The following is a 17,302-nucleotide window of genomic DNA, read 5'->3' as shown; positions in this document are numbered from 1 at the left end:
GCCCACGCGGATGGACTGCACCTTGGCCGTGGCTTTCACCCGCTGCTCCAGCAGATCCGCACGCTCGATGAGGAGGCGACCTTCCCGCAGCAGCAGCTCGCCCGCCGGAGTCAGCGAAAACGAATGCGTCCCACGCTCCAGCAAAGCCACGCCGAGGTCGTCCTCCAGCGTCTTGATCTGTCGGCTCAGCGCTGGCTGCGTGACACTCAGACGCGCCGCCGCCTTGCTGATATTGCCATCTTCGGCAGCGGCGATGAAGGAGCGGAGAAGGCGGAGTTCCATGAGCGTGCGAGCATACCCAAAGCGCAGCCTCAGGCAAACAACACCGCATTGGCGGCACGGGCCGTTCCAGCGCAGTATCGTCTCGTTATGAAACTCACCCTTCGCCGATCCAACGAACGCGGCCACGCCAACCACGGCTGGCTCGACAGCTACCACACCTTCTCCTTTGCCGACTACTACGATCCCGAGCACATGGGCTTCCGCTCGTTGCGCGTGATCAATCAGGACGTCATCGCCCCTGGAGCTGGTTTCCCAACACATCCGCACCGGGACATGGAGATCTTCAGCTACATCCTCTGGGGCGCGCTGGCGCACAAAGACAGCATGGGCAATGGTCGCACGCTTGAGCCCGGCCAGATCCAGCTCATGAGCGCGGGCAAAGGTGTCACGCACAGTGAGTTCAATCCCTCGAAGACGGAAGGTGCCTCACTCCTGCAAATCTGGATTCGCCCCCGCGAGGCAGGTTTGAAGCCGAGCTACACCGAGTGGCATCCGAAACCCGAGCACGACAACGCTGAGAAGGTGCTTGTCATCTCCAGCGATGGCCGCGAAGACAGCGCCACCATTCATCAAGACGCCGACATCTACCGCGTGCGCCTCGCCGCTGGCAAAGCCACCACGCATGAAGTCATCGCCGGCCGCGTAGCCTGGTTCCAGCTCATCAAAGGCAGCGTCACCCTCAACGGCACCCCCCTTCATCCCGGCGATGCCGCCAGCACCGACGACACCGGCACTCTCACCCTCACCGCCAGCGAAGACGCCGAGGCTCTCCTCTTCGACCTCGCCTGATCCAGGCCCCCCTCAAATCGTAAATCAAGAATCATAAATCCATGAAACACATCACCACCCTCGCCTCCGTCCTCCTCGGTCTCGCCTTCATCACCCTCGGCGCGAACTTCTTCCTCAACTTCATCCCAATGCCCGCCGATCCATCGCCCGCCGATGCGCCGCACAAGCTCTTCATGGCCGCGATGTTCCCCACCGGCTACCTCGCCTTCGTGAAGGTGCTGGAGATCCTCGGCGGACTGCTCGTCGCCCTGCCAAAAACTCGTAACATCGGACTGCTGGTGCTCGGGCCGATCATCGTGAACATCATTGCGTTCAACGTCTTCCTCACCAAAGGCGCTGGCCTCACCGATCCTCCCATCCTCGTCATCGGCATCCTCTCCGCCTTCCTCCTCTTCACCGAGCGCAAAGCCTGGCTCGGCCTCGTGAAGTGATCCATCACGCCACCTCATCGCCATGACCACCTCCGAGCTCCAAACCCTCCTCACCTCTGCGAACGCGCCGCTGCTCGTGCAGGTGCTCCCGGAGGAGGTCTTCGCCGCAAAGCGCATTCCCGGCTCCAAGCAGGCTTGCGTGTATGAGGTGGCCTTTCTCGATCAAATCGCCGCTCTCACCACCGACAAAGCCCGCGCCATCATCGTCTATGGCGCGGGCAGCGGCTCGCTCGATGCCAAAGTCGCGGCTGAAAAGCTCGCTGTGGCCGGTTTCACGAACGTGACAGCCTTTGAAGGCGGTCTCGATGCCTGGAACGCGGCCGGATTGCCACTCGAAGGCGAGGGCACATTGCCCGCCGCGCCTTCACTCAGCGGCATCTTCCGCGCGGACACGGAGCAAAGCCTCATCCGCTGGACCGGGCGCAATCTCTTCAACCATCACAGCGGCACCGTGCGCCTCGCCGAGGGCGAGATCACGCTGCGGGACAACGCGCTCGTGGCCGCCCGCTTCCGCATCGCGATGAACAGCATCGCCTGCGAGGACATCAGCGACTCCGCGATCAACCAAATGCTCATCGCCCATCTTCACAGCGATGACTTCTTCGATGTCGCGCATCATCCCGTGGCCGAATTCATCGCCAGCAACATCACGCCGCTCGCCACCTGCACCGACGGCACGCCGAATCACCTCCTGCGTGGCCAGTTCACGCTTCGCGGCATCACCCGCGAGATCGAGTTCCCCATCCTCGTCGCCACCGCCGATGGCCAGCGCCTCACCGCCCAGGGCGTGCTCGATCTCGACCGCACCCAGTTCGGCAGCGTCTATGGCTCCGGCCGACTCTTCCGCTTCCTCGGCAAACACATCGTCAACGACCACATTCACCTCCACATCAAGCTCCACGCCGACCTGAAATCATCAATCAAAAATCGTAAATCATAAGTCCCCCATGAAACTCCTCTCCCCACTCACCGCCGGCGCTCTGAAACTCCCCAACCGCGTCCTCATGGCCCCGCTCACGCGTTGCCGTGCCGATGCCGATCACAATCCCACGCCGCTCATGGCCGAATACTACGCGCAGCGTGCCAGTGCTGGTTTGATCATCGCTGAGGCCACCATGGTCATGGAGGGCAATTCCTCCTTCTGGATGGAACCCGGCATTTACTCCGATGCGCAAATCCAAGGCTGGAAAGCCGTCACCGATGCGGTGCATGCCAAAGGCGGCCAAATCGTGCTCCAGCTCTGGCATGGCGGTCGTGCCTGCCATCCGCTGCTCAATGGCGGAGCCCAACCTGTCGCACCGAGCGCCATTCCGATCACCGGCGATGAAGTTCACACGCCCGAGGGCAAGAAACCCTACGTCACGCCTCGCGAACTCCGCGACGACGAGATCCCCGGCATCGTCGCGGGTTTCAAAAAGGCCGCCGAGAACGCCAAAGCGGCCGGTTTTGACGGCGTGGAGGTCCATGGAGCCAATGGCTACCTGCTCGACGAATTCCTCCGCGACGGTGCCAACAAGCGCAACGGCTCCTACGGCGGTCCTTTGGAAAATCGCGCCCGTTTGATGCTCGAAGTGCTCGATGCCGTCATCAGCGTCTGGGGCGCGGACCGTGTCGGATTGCGCATCTCGCCGCTCAATAGCTACAACAGCATGATCGACAGCGATCCCGTCGGCGTCGCCACCTACATCGCCCAGCAATGCAGCACGCGCGGCATCGCCTACCTGCACATGATGCGTGCCGATTTCTTCCAGGCGCAGCAAGGCGATGTCATGACGCCCGCCCGCCAGCATTTCCAAGGCGTGCTCATCAGCAACATGGGCTACACCGCCGACGAAGCCGAACAAGCCATCACCGAAGGCAAACTCGACGCCGTCGCCTTTGGCACCAGCTTCCTCGCCAATCCCGATCTGCCTGCCCGCATCGCCGCCAAAGCGCCGCTCAATGCCCCGAACGCCGCACGGTTCTACTCCCCCGGCCCCGAGGGCTACACCGACTACCCCGCGATGTCGTGAGCACGCCCATCCATCCCGGCGTCCGCATCGGCCACGTTCACCTGAAGGTGGCCGATCTGGAGCGCTCGCTCGCCTTTTACTGCGGCGTGCTCGGCTTTCAGCTCACCCAGCGCTACGGACCCGGCGCGGCCTTTGTCTCTGCGGGAGGTTACCATCATCACATCGGCCTCAACACCTGGGAAAGCCGTAGCGGCAAGCCTCCTCCGCCCGGCACCACCGGCCTCTATCACGTCGCCATTCTCTATCCCGATCGCCAAGCTCTCGCCGATGCTTTGCGACGCCTCATCGAGCATCAAATCCCGCTCGATGGTGCCGCCGATCACGGCGTCAGCGAAGCGCTCTACCTCCAAGACCCCGATGGCAACGGCCTCGAACTCTACGTGGACCGCGATCCTTCCGAATGGCCCCGCGATGCGAAAGGCGAGCTCGCCATGACCACCGCGCCACTTGATCTCAAAGCTTTACTCACCGAAACCCAAACCTCATCACCTCCTCCATGAATACCCTCGACGCCATCAACGCCCGCCGCGCCATCAAGCATTACGATCCCGCTCACGTCATGACCGACGCAGAGATCCGCCAACTCATGGAGGCGGCTTTGCAGGCTCCCACGGCCTTCAACATCCAGCACTGGAGATTCGTCACCGTGATCGATCCCGAGGTGCGGAAGCAGATTCGCGCCGTCGCCTGGGATCAGGCGCAGGTCACCGAGTCATCGCTGCTCATCGTGCTTTGCGCCGATAAAGACGCGTGGAAGAAAGACGCCGCCCGCTACTGGAAGGATGCTCCACAGCCCGTGCAGGACTTCCTCGTCCCCGCCATCGGCCAGTATTATGAAGGCCGCGACCAGGTGCAGCGCGACGAATGCATGCGCTCCTGCGGCATGGCAGGCATGACGATCATGCTCGCCGCGAAAGCCATGGGCTACGACTCCTGCCCCATGGACGGCTTCGACTTCGACGCCGTGGCTAAGATCATCCAACTGCCCGAAGACCACGTCATCAGTTTCATGATCGCCGTCGGCAAAGGCACCCAGCCAGCGTGGCCGAAGCCCGGCCAGCTTCCTTATGATGAGGTGGTGATTCAGAATACCTTTTGATGAGCGACAACGCACGCTCCTCACGCTCGGCAGCCGCGATTCCGTGGCTGTTTGTGGTGCTGTGGAGCAGCGGGTTCATCGGGTCGAAGCTGGGGGTTCCTTTTGCGGAGCCGTTCACGTTCATGACGCTGAGGTTCAGCCTTGTGCTGGCGGTGCTGGTGCCGATTGCGTTCGTTTCACGGGCTCCCTGGCCGAAGGGAAAGCGGCAGACGATGCATGTGGCCATCGCCGGACTGCTGATTCATGCGCTGTATCTGAGCGGCTGTGTGTGGTCGCTGAAGCTGGGTTTGCCAGCGGGGATTCTGAGTCTGATCGTGTCCATGCAGCCGCTCTTCACCGCCGCGTTTGCAGGAATGGTATTGGGCGAGCGAGTGCTGCCACGACAGTGGGGCGGGCTGGCGCTGGGATTCATCGGCACGGCGCTGGTGGTGGCACATAAAACGGGCAGCGGGCTGACTTTCCTCATGACCGTGCCAGCCATCCTGTCGCTGGTCGGCATCACGATGGGGACGATGTGGCAGAAGCGGCATTGCCCTGCTTTTGATCTGCGTACGAGTGCCGTGGTGCAGTATGCGGCGAGTCTGCTGATCACGGTGGTGCTGGCGATGACGACGGAGACCATGCAGGTGGCGTGGTGCGGGCAGTTTATCTTTGCCCTGCTGTGGGGCGCATTGGTGCTCTCCATCGGTGCGATCAGTCTCTTAAACCATCTGATCCGCAGTGGCACGGCGGTGAATGTGGCGAGCCTGTTTTACACCGTGCCTGCGGTCACGGCGCTGATGGCCTGGGGCATCTTTGGTGAGACGCTGACCGGCCTGTCCCTCGTCGGCATGGTGGTGGCGGTGCTGGGCGTGTGGCTGGCGCGCGGCAGATGATTTGAGATGCTTTTTGTGCACCGATAAGCCAGCGTCAGGGCATGAATGAATCCTTGCTGCATGAGACCGAGCTTTTCCTCCACGAGCAGATCCCGCTGACACGTGCGATGGGGGTCAGCGTGCAAAGCTGGGACGGGCAGGAGCTGCGGCTGCGTGCGCCACTGAAGCCGAATCACAATCATCTCGGCACAGCCTTTGGCGGCAGTTTGAGCGCGTTGGCGACGCTGGCTGGCTACAGTTTGCTCTGGCTCCTGCTGGGAGATCGTGAGGCGCACATCGTGATCCGCGAAAGTTCGCTGCAGTATCGCCATCCGGTGCGGGGAGATTTGATCGCGGTGTGCCGGCATCCAGGGGATGATGCGTGGCAGACATTTCAGTCTCAGTTTGCCAGCACGGGAAAGGCAAGGCTGACCTTGCGGGCGATTATCGAAGAGGATGGCAGGACATGCGTGGAGTTTGAGGGCACGTTTGTGGCACTGAGGTAGCCAGGCACTTTCCCAGAATCATGGCCCGCTGCCTGCGCACCGAGTGAGGTTACAACCATGTCCGAAACACTCCCACGCCATTTTGACATTGCCATCATCGGGGGCGGTTTTGCCGGGGTCTATTGCGCTCAGCGGGTGCTGAAGCGCCTCGTGGGAGAAAGCCTGCGCGTGGGGGTGATCGCGAGTGAAAACCACATGGTTTTTCAGCCGATGCTGCCGGAGGTGGTGGGGGGATCGCTGTCGCCGCAGCATGTGGTGAATCCCATCCGCATGATCTGCAAAGGCGCGGATGTGCTCAAGGGCACTGTCACCAGCCTAGATCTCGAAAACCATGTGCTGACGCTGGATGGCGGACGCTTCACGCCGAATGTGACCGTGACCTTTGATCACCTGATGCTGGCTCCCGGCGCGGGCGTGGACCTCAGCCGAATCCCCGGCATGTCAGAGCACGCGTATCTCATGAGGACGGTGGGTGATGCGATGAAACTTCGTGCAGCCATCATCAGCCGGATGGAGGAGGCGAATCTGATCACCAAGCATCAGCAGCGGAAGGAGATGCTCTCCTTTGTGGTCGTGGGTGGCGGTTATTCCGGGGTCGAGACGGCGGGGCAGATCCAGGATCTCATCGCCGGAGTGCGGCGCTACTACGACAACATCCGCGAAGACGAAGCCACGGTGACACTCATCCACAGCGGCGACCGCCTGCTCTCCATGTTGGGGGAAAGGCTGGGCGACTACACCGGGCGTTGTTTGGAAAAGATGGGCGTGAAGATCGTCTTCAATAAACGCGTGCGCGCTGTCACGGCGCGGACGGTGCAGCTCAGCGATGGCACCACGATCCCGACAAACCTCGTCGTCTGCACGGTCGGCAATGCGCCGCATCCGCTGATCAAGGCGCTCGGTGAGGCTGGTTTGATCCCGATGGATCGTGGCAAGGTACGCGTGGATTCCTTTGGTCAGGTCATGACGCGTGAGAAAGTCTGGGCGGCGGGTGACTGCGCCATTTTCCCGAAGGCGGACGGCGGTCACTGCCCGGAGACGGCTCAGTTTGCGATGCGTCAGGGAGCCTTGATCGGAGACAACATCATCGCCACCATTCGAGGCACGCCGTTGCAGCCTTTTGCCTTTACCGGGTTAGGCGAGCTGGCCACCATCGGGCATCGCAAAGCGGTGGCGATGGTCATGGGGCTGCGCTTCTCCGGCCTGCTCGCGTGGTTCATGTGGCGCAGCGTGTATCTCATGAAGCTGCCCGGCCTTGACCGCAAACTGCGCGTCATGGCGGAGTGGACCTTTGAGATGTTCTTCCCGCGCGACATCAATCTGCTGACGCCGAGCTTCTCCTCGCCGCTCGGTGAGATGCATCTCGAGGCAGGTGACTCGCTCTTCCGCTGCGGCGAGCCCGCGCAGTCGCTCTACGCGGTGAAAAAGGGGCGCGTGGAGATCACGGATGCGCAGGGGCAGCTCGTGAAGTCCGCAGGCGCGGGCGAGCACTTCGGCGAACGAGCACTGCTGGGCGATGGCATCTGGCGCTTTGATGCCACGGCCAAAGAAGCGACCGAGCTGGTGGCGATCGACGGAGGTACTTTCAAGACCCTGGTGAAGAGCATCGGATCGCTTGAGGCGCTGTTCAAATCCACGGCGCAGCAGTATCATTTGCCGGAAGAGATTCAGAAGACGGTGGACGCGATCTCCGAATCTACCCGTCACGCGACAGCAGCAGATGTGATGACAAAGGACGTGGCATTCCTGGATGCCTCACTCTGTGTGCAGGATGCGGTGGAGGAGTTCCAGCGGCATCCGCACAGCACGTATCCCGTCACCGAAGGCGGGAAGGTCATCGGCCTGCTACGGCGCTCCGTGGCCTACGACTGGCTGAAGAATCACGGCCTCACCTGTCGCGATGGCTTGAAGGATCTGCCGCTCACGAAGCCCTTCTGTGTGCGTGGGGATGTGCTGGTGCCGGAACTCGTGCAGACCCTCATGCGCACCGGCGTCAGCAAGGCCGTGGTGGTGGATGCCGAGGATCACCTGCTCGGCATGGTGACCGTCTTCGATCTGCTCAAAGGCACGCGCTGAGTGACGCCTCAGCTCTTCCTGTTGTCCGAGGAAGGCACAAAGAGTGCCATCGAGAAGCGATTGAAAAGCGATCCCGAGGCCACGTAGAGGAAGCCGAACATGAAGAGGCAGCGGAAGGGCATGGCACCCCAGTCCTTCATCTCGATGGCCAGCCAGATGAGCCAGCCAAAGTAGCCCGCGAGCAGGAGCTCGATCCAGAGGCCCACGGACTTGCCCGCTTTGTAATGGAAGGACTTCTTCGAGGCCTCGGCCTTGTTGTTCACGCCATACTTCGGCGTGCGGACGAACTCGGACTGCTTGCCGAGCAGGGCTTCGATCACGGCCTTGGCGTTGTTGACGGTCATGCCGATGCCCAGCGCCATGAAGAAGGGGATGAAGGGCAGTGTCTTCAGCCAGCCCCAGCGGCTCTGCGCGCCCTGCGCGGTGAGGTAGAAGGCGATGACGGCGATGGTGGCAAAGAAGAAGACGGGCAGGTCGAGGAAGACCGCTTTTTGCCAGGAGTTCTGCGGCAGGAAATCGACGGGATAGACCAGCACGAGCGAGACGAGCGTGAGCAGGTTCGCGAAGTTCGCGCCGAGATGGGCCGTGGCCTCGAACTTCGTGTGGAAGGGCACATCACTGCGCCAGACTTGCCCGAGCATTTTGAGACAGACCTGGATGGAGCCTTTGACCCAGCGATGCTGCTGCGACTTGTAGCCGTCCATGTCCGGCGGCAGTTCGGCGGGCACGAGGACGTCATTCAGATACACGAAGCGCCAGCCTTTGAACTGCGCGCGGTAGGTCAGGTCGAGATCCTCGGTCAGCGTGTCCGCACGCCAGCCGCCTGCATCGTCGATGGTCGTGCGCCGCCAGAGTCCGGCGGTGCCGTTGAAGTTGCAAAACTCACCCCAGCGGCTGCGCGAGGTCTGCTCCAGCATGAGGTGACCATCCAGCAGGATGCCCTGGAGCCGGGTGAGCAGGCTGTAGTCACGGTTCCTGTGCACCCAGCGTGCCTGCACGATGCCCACCTTCGGATCGGTGAAGTGGTGGATCGTCTTGAGCAGAAAGTCGGGCTCGGGGGCGAAGTCAGCATCGAAGATGGCGATGAACTCGCCCTTCACCGTGGCCATGCCTTCATCCAGCGCGCCCGCTTTGTAGCCCTGGCGGTTCACGCGATGGCGATACTCGACATCGAAGCCCTGCTCGCGGAGCCGCTGCGCGTGGGCTTCCCCGAGGGTCACCGTTTCATCCGTGGAGTCATCCAGGAACTGGATCTGGAGGCGGTCCTTTGGGTAATCCAGCGCGCTGATGTAGCTGATGAGCTGGTCGAGCACGTCCGCCTCATTGAAGATGGGGAGCTGGACGGTGACGACGGGCAGCTCGGCAAACTCCCGCAAGGCCACGGGCCGCTGCCTGCGGTGCCACCAGTAGCCATACAGCACCTTGATCTTGTGCGCGCCGAAGGCGGACAATCCGAGACAAAGAATGATGTAGCTGGCGAGCCAGAGGAGGGTTTCCCACCGGGGCATAAAGGGGGCGGAAGAAGAGGAAGGGTGCGCAGAGGACAGGATGCCGGGGCCGAAATCAACCCCGGAAAGAGGCGGGCGCAAAAGTAGATCGAACTTCCAAGTTCGATCTCAAGTCTGGCCACACATCCTGAGAACGAGCTTGGAAGGCAATCTGGAAGGAACCCCGAACACCCCACCTCATTTAGCCGAAAAACGAAAGAGGAGGGCTTGTCAGCCTCAGCAGGCCCAGGGCTTGGGAAGAGTCGCCCGATGGAAGGGTCTCCCAGGTTGGAAGCCTCCCAGATTTTGATCGCCTGCCGCCGCTCTTTGGGTGTAAACCCACACTCATGAGCCCCCAAGTCCGTGATCTTCCCACCCATTGGTCGGCTATCAAGCTGCGCAGCAACCTCACGATCTCTTATCCAATCTAAACTCTTCGGTTTTCTCGCCATGTCACCATTTGTCGAACAATTGCTAACAGAGTTTACCCGCCCGTTGCCAAAGGCTGATCTTGGTGATGAGTGCCTTGCCGCCGAGGAGGCCATCCTGAAGTTTCGCGACACGGGGGAGGGTGATCCCGAGATAGTTCCTGAGCTCGTCGATGTGGACCTTAGCGCCGAGGACATCAGTGCGTTGGCTTCAGCGTTACGCACGTTCATTGTTTCCCACCCCTCGCATGAATGGGTCGGAGCAGCAATCTGGGCCATGTCTAAACTCAACGACGTTCAGTTGATTCCATTCTTCATGGAGCAGATCCGCCTTCACTATTCAGCACGAAGAGAACATCCTGTTAGCCAAGCTGATTATGCACTCTGTCGCCTTGGGCATGATACGCCCTTCAATTACTGGTCAGAGGACAGAACCACCGAGAACTATTGGCTCGCCGTTGAACAGTTTCTTATGCGCCATCAGCAGACCTAGCCAAGTCGGCTGGGGCTGCATCCCTGCCGCTTAACTTATCGTCAGAAGCTGATTGTTGGCTACCCCACCTTCGGCATCGCCACCAGATGCTCGGCTTCTTTGGCGGCTTCGATGCGGCGGGCGGCGGTTTCGGCGCTGTGTTCTTGCTCGATCTCGCGGCACCAGCCTTTGATTTCGAGTTCGTTGAAGATCTTGCCGATCACGCGACGCAGCAGGCCTTTGAGGTTCGGCATCTCGACATCGGATAGGGCGCGGATGGCGGCTTCTTTGTAGCTTTCGAGGAGGACGTTGGATTTCTCATACGCGCCGGTTTGCTCGGCCCACTGGCGGATGGTGGGCTTGTCGGGCAGGGTGGTGGCCTGGCCGTTCCAGAGGGCTTCCATGACTTCTTTGACCTGGTCTTTCCCACGCTCGCGAAGGAGGGCGAGGATGATGCTGGGGCGGATGCTGACGTTGTTGTCGGCGGCGGAGTCGTCGCCGAGGTCGTCGAGGTCATCGCGGATCTGGTAGGCGATGCCGAGGTTCTCGGAATAGGTGTGGAGGACGTCGGCGGTCTCTTCGAGCTGGCCTGCCATGGCGGCACCGACTTTTAAAGCGACCTCGAAGGCGGGGGCGGTCTTGCTGCGGAAGATCTCCAGCACCTGGGTGCCGCTGAGGGCGACGGGGTGGTTGTTCCAGAGCAGCTCGGCGCCCTGACCGCGGCAGAGTTCGCGCTGGCCTTCGGCGGCGACTTTGATGCAAGCGCTGCGGATGTGGCTGGCGCACTGCATCTCGGCAAGCAGGCGGTAGCCTTCGCCGATGAGGAGGTCGCCGACGTTCAAGGCGACGGGCACGCCGTGCTCGGAGTGCAGGGTGGGCTCGCCGTAGCGTTCGGCGTCGTTGTCCTCAATGTCGTCGTGGATGAGGGAGGCTTTGTGGAAGGCTTCGACGGAGATGGCGGCGAGCTTGAGGTCGTCGGAGATGGGGGCTTCGGGGTCTTCACGCAGGGCCTGATAGGCGGCGATGGTGAGGAAGGGCCGCCAGCGTTTGCCAGCACGGGCGAGCCACTCGCGGGCGATGACTTCGGTCTGGCAGGTGGGTTTGCCGAGCAAGGCCTCCAGCGCGGCAGGCTCGAACCAGGTCTTCACTTCATCGTGCAGGGCGGTGAGGTTCAGGCGGCGGGTTTTGTCCTCGCTGGTGAGGTGGATGTAGTCCCAGACCCAGTCGATATCGACGGTGGTGTCGATGCAGTCATCCTGGAGCAAAGGCACCGCGACGGCGGGGATGGCGGCGGCCTCGACATAGGGGAAGGTGCGCTCAAGGACGGAGAGGCAGGAGATGCCGACGATGGCCTCGATCTTGCCTGTCTGGATGAGGGACATGACGATGGCGCTGCCCTCGGCGACGAGGACGGCGTAGCCGAGCTTTTCGGCCTCGTTTTGGAAGTCCTGGATGGTGCAGAGGCCGCACTGTTTGCAGAGCAGGCCGAATTCATCAAAGGGCGCGGGGCACTTGCTCTCCACGCGCAGGCACTTCGGCATGAGCAGGAGGCGTTTTTCAAAAGGCACGGAGGCCAGGGACTCGCGCCAAGTTTCATTCGCCAGCAAGACGCCGACGTAGTCGCGATACACCTGCTCGATGCCATGGATGGCCATGATCTTGTCGGTGTGGACCTGGAGTTCATCGAGCGGCACCGGCGGCACGAGACGGGTCTGCTCCATGTAGTCGCGCACGGCCTTCAGCACGGCGTCGCGGTCCGCCTTGGTCTGGGGGATGTTCTTTTTCGGTGCACGGGCGGCCCGGGTGAGACCGGGAATGACAGGTGGCAGGGAGGCGGAACGAACGGCGACTGTGGACATGGGGGGAAAGGAATGACGAAAACCGAATTGACGAATGACGAAGGCTCAGGCGGGGGGAATGCGTCAGCCCTGTAACCGTGGCGCTGGAGCTTGGTCTTGCAAGGATTGCGCTCGCTGGGGCGAAAATTGCGCCCCAGGCGGGTAGGGCAGGGGAGAGTTACTTCGACTTCAGCCCCACGGTGTTCACGGCGATGACGCGATATTCATGCGCCTTGCCTGCCTCGGCTTTTTTGTCGCTGAAGGTCATCTTCACGAGGGGATTGTTCGGAGTGTCGCTGTATTGCAGGCCCTGGAAGATGGGTCGGCCAAAGGGATTGGCGGGCTTTTCCGGCACGGTGCCGATGGCCTGTCCATCGCGCTCAATGATGAAATGGGCGACGCCGCTCTCCAGATCAGCCTCGGCCTCCCAGGTCAGCTCGCTGCCCGTGACGCGGACGTTTGTCGGTGCAGGAGGAGGGGTGGTGTCGGGGATGGCGGTGTCTTTGACGTAGTGCATCCAGGCTTTGGCGACGGCTTCATTCGGCAGCCACACGGCTTTCGTTTTGTCGCCAGCAAACTTCGTCGCAAGTGAGGCTTCGGTGCCAAGCAGAGGCGCGAGCCAAGCGCCGTCAGCAGGCATCGGGTTGAGCTTGCCGCCACTCTTCGACAAGCGAGCGCTGAGGCAGGCGTCGAGCCAAGCGATGGCCATGTAGCGCTGGTTTCCGCACTCATGAGCGGTGAGCGGATCGACGGCGACGCCGATGAGGCCGCCTTTGCCACGCATCGCGGTGAAGAACTCCTCATTCGCAGGCCACACGCCAGCGAAGCGGCCGTCTTTGACCGTGACGCCTTCCTTCGTGCCCGGATTGCACATTACCGGCACGCTGAGCGCTGCCTCAGGGATGGTGTGCGTCTTGATGGTCGAGCGCGTCGGATTGCTCGTGAGCAAAGGAACGCCTGAGCGCAGCCACGCCGCTGCGACTCGCTCAGGATGCGTGAGCACCATGCCGCCCGCCCAATGCCCGCCGCCGCTATGGCCCCAAAGCGCCCAGGGCACTTTCGATAGCTCGGGATGTCCGCTCTTCGCGCCGAGATCGGCGAGGCATTTCTGGAAAGCTTCCCCGGAGCCATTGCGCGGGTCACACCACATCTGGCAGTCGGCTTTCTCCGGCTGCTCATAAGATGGGGCCAGTAGGGCGCAGTCGTGCTTCTTTGCCAGCGCCTGCCAGTGCAGGTCAAAGGCACCCGTGAGGCCCGATTTGCACGAACCCTCGCCACAGCCGTGCTGATGCACGATGACACCGCGAACCTGCTTCACACCGGGAGGAACCCAGGCCGTGTAGTTCACCGGGAAGATCAGCTCGCCGGGCTGTGTCGAGGCCTCATAGCGCACTCGATAATAAGGAGCTTCGGCAGGCGGGAAGACATCATAGGGTGCCTTTTGGGCAAAGGCAGCGACGGTGAGAAAAAGGAAGGCGAGGTAACGCATGGCGGATAGAACGAGCGGAAGGCATCATTCAAATCAGGCGAAGTGCATTTTGCCTCCAGCCGACGGTTTGATCGCACCCTTGCCAGATCCGACACAGCTTTTGCTGGCATGTTTTGAGAGAGCCGGGCGTTTATCATCGCGCCCAACCATGAAACGCCTCGTCTTCCTCTCCCTGCTCCTGCTGTCCCCGGCTTTCGCCCAGGATGGCTTCAAACCGCTCTTCAACGGCAAAGACCTCACCGGCTGGGATGGCAATCCGGAGCTGTGGAAGGTGGAAAACGGCGAGATCGTCGGCAACACGACCGGACCGGAGCAGCTCGCGTACAATCAGTTCCTCATCTGGCGCGGCGGAAAGGTCAAAAACTTCGAGCTGAAGGCGAAGATCCGCCAGAAGGGCAACAACACCGGCATCCAATACCGCAGCAAGGAACTGCCGGAGAACGGCAAGTGGTCCATCGGTGGTTATCAGTGCGACATCCATCCCGCTACGCCGAACAACGCGATGGTCTATGAAGAGCGTGGACGAGGCATTATTGTGCAAAATGGTCAGGGCGTCGTCATCGACCCCGAAGCGAAGCGCTGGCTCGCCTCCGAGCATGAGCCGGTGAAGGTCGATATCGCCGAGTGGCATGAGTACACAGTCATCGCGCAGGGAAATCACCTCATTCACAAGATCGACGGTCAGGTGACCATCGACCTGCTCGACTTCGAGGAGGCCAAGCGTTCGCTCGAAGGCCTGGTCGCCTTCCAGATTCATCGCGGTCCCGCCATGGAGGTCCACATCAAGGACGTGATGCTCAAAGAACTGCCCGAGGGCGCTGTAGTGTCGTTTGAAAAGTCCGCGATCCCGAGCGACGCGCAGATCATCGAGGTCAAAGCTCCTGCGAAAGGCAAAGGCAAAGCGAAGGCTCCGGCGGCTCCCAAAAGCCCCGCGAAGGGCAAAGAGGCTGACAAAGCCAAAAAGAAGGCGAATCGCCCGCAAGCCGTCGGGCCAGCCATCGGCGCGAATGTGGCCACGCCGGTCACGAACATCAAAACGCTGCCGGATTTCAAAGTGGAGCTGCTTTATAGCGTGCCCGGCGGTGAGCAGGGCTCATGGGTGAACCTTTGCACCGACGACCAAGGCCGCATCTATGCCAGCGATCAATACGGCGGCCTCTACCGCTTCGCCGCTCCTGCCGCAGGTCAGCCGCTCAAGCCCGCTGACGTGCAAAAGCTGCCCACCGACATCCGTGGCGTGAACGGCATGCTCTTTGCCTTCGGAGCGCTGTATGTCGGCGTGAACGATTACGAGAAAAAGATCCCCAGCGGCCTCTACCGCATCACCGACAGCAACAGCGACGACATTCCCGACAAGGTCGAGATGCTGCGTGAATTCGACGCCAGCAGCGATCACGGCGTGCACGCCATATTGAAGACACCCGATGGCAAAGGCCTCTACCTCATCACCGGCAACAACGCCGTGCTCAAAGAAGGCCCCGTCGCCGGAACACCCGCTACATCGCCCGTGGCGAAGCTTTGGGGCGATGATCATCTCCTCCCTCGCATGCCGGATGGTCGCGGTCACAACCGCCACGTCATGGCTCCTGGCGGCATCATTTACCGCCTCGATCCCGAGGGAAAGAACATGGAAATCTTTGCCAGTGGCTTCCGCAACATTTTCGACGGCGGCGTGAATCGCGATGGCGAACTCTTCACCTACGACGCCGACATGGAGTATGACTTCAACACGTCGTGGTATCGCCCCACACGCATCAATCACGTCGTCAGCGGCGGCGAATACGGCTGGCGCAACGGCGCAGGCAAGTATCCCGAGTTCTACTATGACAACCTGCCCGCCACGCTGAACATCGGCCCCGGCTCGCCCACCGGCACCACCTTTGGTTACGGCGCGAAGTTCCCCGCGAAATACCAGGAGGCCTTCTATGTGCTCGACTGGAGCTGGGGCAAAATTTACGCCGTGCATCTCAAGCCCAACGGCAGCACCTACACCGCCACGAAGGAAGAATTCGTCACCGGCGGTCCGCTGCCGGTGAGTGATGCGATCATTGGCAAAGATGGCGCGATGTATTTCACCATCGGTGGGCGAAGAGTGCAGAGCGGGCTGTATCGGGTGAGTTATGCGGGGAAAGAGGACACGAGTTTGCTGCCAGAAAAGAAGACTGACACCTTCAGAGGAAAAATCGCGGGGATGACTGGCACACCGAAGAACCTCAGCCCAACAGGAATTCGTTACCTTCTGGAAGCCTACCACGGCGCCCCAGACCCCAAAGCCGTCTCCACCGCCTGGCCGCATCTCAGCAACGAAGACCGCTACATCCGCGCTGCTGCACGCACCGCGCTGGAGCACCAGCCCGTCGCCGAATGGGAAGCCAAAGCCCTCGCTGAAACCAACGTCACCGCGCAGCTCGAAGCCCTCCTTGCACTCACGCGTGCCACCGGCGTGTGCCCCACGCATCGGGCTGCCGACCACGTCGTGAACAACGCCATGCGCGACAAAATGTGGGCCGCGCTGTTGAAGCACGACTTCACCAAGCTCACGCCCGAGCAAAAGCTCGCCTACGTCCGCCTCACCGAGATCGTGTTGCACCGCTTTGGCAATCCGGACGACGCCACCGTCGCCGCGATCATCGCGAAACTCGATCCCGCGTATCCGGCGGACAACTTCGAACTCAACTGGCTGCTCACCGAAACACTCGCCTACCTCCAGGCACCGAATGCCGCTGCGAAAGGCATGGCACTCATCGCCGCTGCCGAAAGCCAGGAGCCGCAGGTCGAATACGCTCGCAGCCTGCGCTTCCTCAAAGCCGGTTGGACGCCTGAACTGCGCAAGCAGCAGCTCGAGTTCTTCCTCAAAGCCGCGAACTACAAAGGCGGCAGCAGCTTCGCCATCTTCATCGACTTCATCCGCAAAGACAGCCTCGCCACCTTCACACCAGAAGAAACCGCGCAGTTCGCCGAACTCATCGCCAAGAAGCCCGAGGTGAAATCCGCCATCGAAAACGTCGGCGCCATGTTCGTGGGCCGCACGCCGACCATGTGGACACTCGATGAACTCAGCGCCGCCGCCAAGACCGGCATGAAAGGCCGCAGCTATGACAATGGTCGCAAGATGTTCAGCGCCGCCGCCTGCTACACCTGCCACCGCTTCGGCAACGCTGGCGGCATGACCGGCCCCGATCTCACTGGCGCAGGCGGACGCTACAGCCCGCACGACCTGCTCGACCAGATCATCAACCCCAGCAACGTCATCAACGAGCAGTTCGCCCCCATCGTCGTCACTAAAAACGACGGCAGCATCATGACCGGCGTCGTGGTGAATCTCAGCGGCGACGGCGTCACCCTCAACACCGACCTCACCGATCCGAATCAACGCGTGAACGTCGATCGCAAAGAAGTGAAGAGCATCGAGCTCAGCAAAGTCTCCCCCATGCCCCCGATGCTGCTCGCCATGCTCAAGAAAGACGAGATCCTCGACCTCCTCGCCTACGTCCTCAGCGGCGGGAACAAGGATCATGCGATGTTTGGGAAGTGATCCG

The 17,302-nt window shown here is 61.4% G+C and carries 15 protein-coding genes; 11 read left to right on the top strand and 4 right to left on the bottom strand.

Features of this window, described 5'->3' with window-relative positions; translation table 11 throughout:
* Nucleotides 1–282, bottom strand: a 282-nt coding sequence (locus AC6FTP_RS12080) for a LysR family transcriptional regulator (RefSeq protein ID WP_497207175.1), incomplete at its 3' end; no start/stop codon positions are given.
* An 87-nt stretch (nt 283–369) separates the two neighbouring features.
* Here AC6FTP_RS12080 and AC6FTP_RS12075 point away from each other — a divergent pair.
* The 9 genes from AC6FTP_RS12075 to AC6FTP_RS12035 are packed head-to-tail and all read left to right on the top strand — an operon-like array spanning nt 370 to nt 8,049.
* Nucleotides 370–1,071, top strand: a complete 702-nt coding sequence (locus AC6FTP_RS12075) for a pirin family protein (protein ID WP_497207174.1) — start codon at nt 370–372, stop codon at nt 1,069–1,071.
* A gap of 41 nt (nt 1,072–1,112) precedes the next feature.
* On the top strand, nt 1,113–1,502 hold the full coding sequence (locus tag AC6FTP_RS12070) for a DoxX family protein (RefSeq protein ID WP_497207173.1): 390 nt from the start codon (nt 1,113–1,115) through the stop codon (nt 1,500–1,502).
* 22 nt (nt 1,503–1,524) lie between these two features.
* On the top strand, nt 1,525–2,442 hold the full coding sequence (locus tag AC6FTP_RS12065) for a YceI family protein (RefSeq protein WP_497207172.1): 918 nt from the start codon (nt 1,525–1,527) through the stop codon (nt 2,440–2,442).
* Between the two features lie 7 nt (nt 2,443–2,449).
* Nucleotides 2,450–3,514: an alkene reductase gene (locus AC6FTP_RS12060; protein ID WP_497207171.1), complete on the top strand. Its 1,065-nt coding sequence runs from the start codon at nt 2,450–2,452 to the stop codon at nt 3,512–3,514.
* Nucleotides 3,511–4,014: a VOC family protein gene (locus tag AC6FTP_RS12055; protein ID WP_497207170.1), complete on the top strand. Its 504-nt coding sequence runs from the start codon at nt 3,511–3,513 to the stop codon at nt 4,012–4,014. Before AC6FTP_RS12060 ends, AC6FTP_RS12055 begins: the two co-directional genes overlap by 4 nt.
* Nucleotides 4,011–4,613 (top strand): nitroreductase family protein, encoded by a 603-nt coding sequence (locus tag AC6FTP_RS12050; RefSeq protein WP_497207169.1) that lies wholly within the window; start codon nt 4,011–4,013, stop codon nt 4,611–4,613. Before AC6FTP_RS12055 ends, AC6FTP_RS12050 begins: the two co-directional genes overlap by 4 nt.
* Nucleotides 4,613–5,488: a DMT family transporter gene (locus AC6FTP_RS12045; RefSeq protein ID WP_497207168.1), complete on the top strand. Its 876-nt coding sequence runs from the start codon at nt 4,613–4,615 to the stop codon at nt 5,486–5,488. Before AC6FTP_RS12050 ends, AC6FTP_RS12045 begins: the two co-directional genes overlap by 1 nt.
* A 41-nt stretch (nt 5,489–5,529) precedes the next feature.
* Nucleotides 5,530–5,973 carry a thioesterase domain-containing protein gene (locus AC6FTP_RS12040; protein WP_497207167.1) on the top strand — a complete coding sequence of 148 codons (444 nt, stop codon included), beginning with the start codon at nt 5,530–5,532 and terminating at the stop codon, nt 5,971–5,973.
* Nucleotides 5,974–6,030: 57 nt separating this feature from the next.
* A complete protein-coding gene (locus tag AC6FTP_RS12035) occupies nt 6,031–8,049 on the top strand; it encodes an FAD-dependent oxidoreductase (protein WP_497207166.1) in 2,019 nt (672 codons plus the stop codon).
* An 8-nt stretch (nt 8,050–8,057) separates the two neighbouring features.
* Here AC6FTP_RS12035 and AC6FTP_RS12030 read toward each other — a convergent pair whose 3' ends face one another.
* Nucleotides 8,058–9,557, bottom strand: a complete 1,500-nt coding sequence (locus AC6FTP_RS12030; RefSeq protein WP_497207165.1) for a glycosyltransferase — start codon at nt 9,555–9,557, stop codon at nt 8,058–8,060.
* Nucleotides 9,558–9,986: 429 nt separating this feature from the next.
* Between AC6FTP_RS12030 and AC6FTP_RS12025 the strand changes: the two genes are divergently transcribed.
* The gene (locus tag AC6FTP_RS12025; protein WP_497207164.1) at nt 9,987–10,457 is read left to right on the top strand and encodes a hypothetical protein; all 471 of its coding nucleotides are present in this window, start codon (nt 9,987–9,989) and stop codon (nt 10,455–10,457) included.
* A 59-nt stretch (nt 10,458–10,516) separates the two neighbouring features.
* On the opposite strand, the gene AC6FTP_RS12020 is transcribed toward AC6FTP_RS12025, so the two are convergent.
* Both AC6FTP_RS12020 and AC6FTP_RS12015 read right to left on the bottom strand, forming a co-directional pair.
* Nucleotides 10,517–12,295 carry a polyprenyl synthetase family protein gene (locus AC6FTP_RS12020; RefSeq protein WP_497207163.1) on the bottom strand — a complete coding sequence of 593 codons (1,779 nt, stop codon included), beginning with the start codon at nt 12,293–12,295 and terminating at the stop codon, nt 10,517–10,519.
* 157 nt (nt 12,296–12,452) lie between these two features.
* The gene (locus AC6FTP_RS12015) at nt 12,453–13,763 is read right to left on the bottom strand and encodes an alpha/beta hydrolase family protein (RefSeq protein ID WP_497207162.1); all 1,311 of its coding nucleotides are present in this window, start codon (nt 13,761–13,763) and stop codon (nt 12,453–12,455) included.
* A 148-nt stretch (nt 13,764–13,911) separates the two neighbouring features.
* On the opposite strand from AC6FTP_RS12015, the gene AC6FTP_RS12010 reads away from it, so the two are divergent.
* A complete protein-coding gene (locus AC6FTP_RS12010) occupies nt 13,912–17,298 on the top strand; it encodes a 3-keto-alpha-glucoside-1,2-lyase-like domain-containing protein (RefSeq protein WP_497207161.1) in 3,387 nt (1,128 codons plus the stop codon).
* The last annotated feature ends 4 nt before the right edge of the window (nt 17,299–17,302 follow it).

This window comes from Prosthecobacter sp. (assembly GCF_044378005.1).
GTDB lineage: Bacteria > Verrucomicrobiota > Verrucomicrobiia > Verrucomicrobiales > Verrucomicrobiaceae > Prosthecobacter.
The sequence above is the reverse complement of the archived record's forward strand: the minus strand, read 5'-3'. Positions and strand labels throughout refer to the sequence as shown.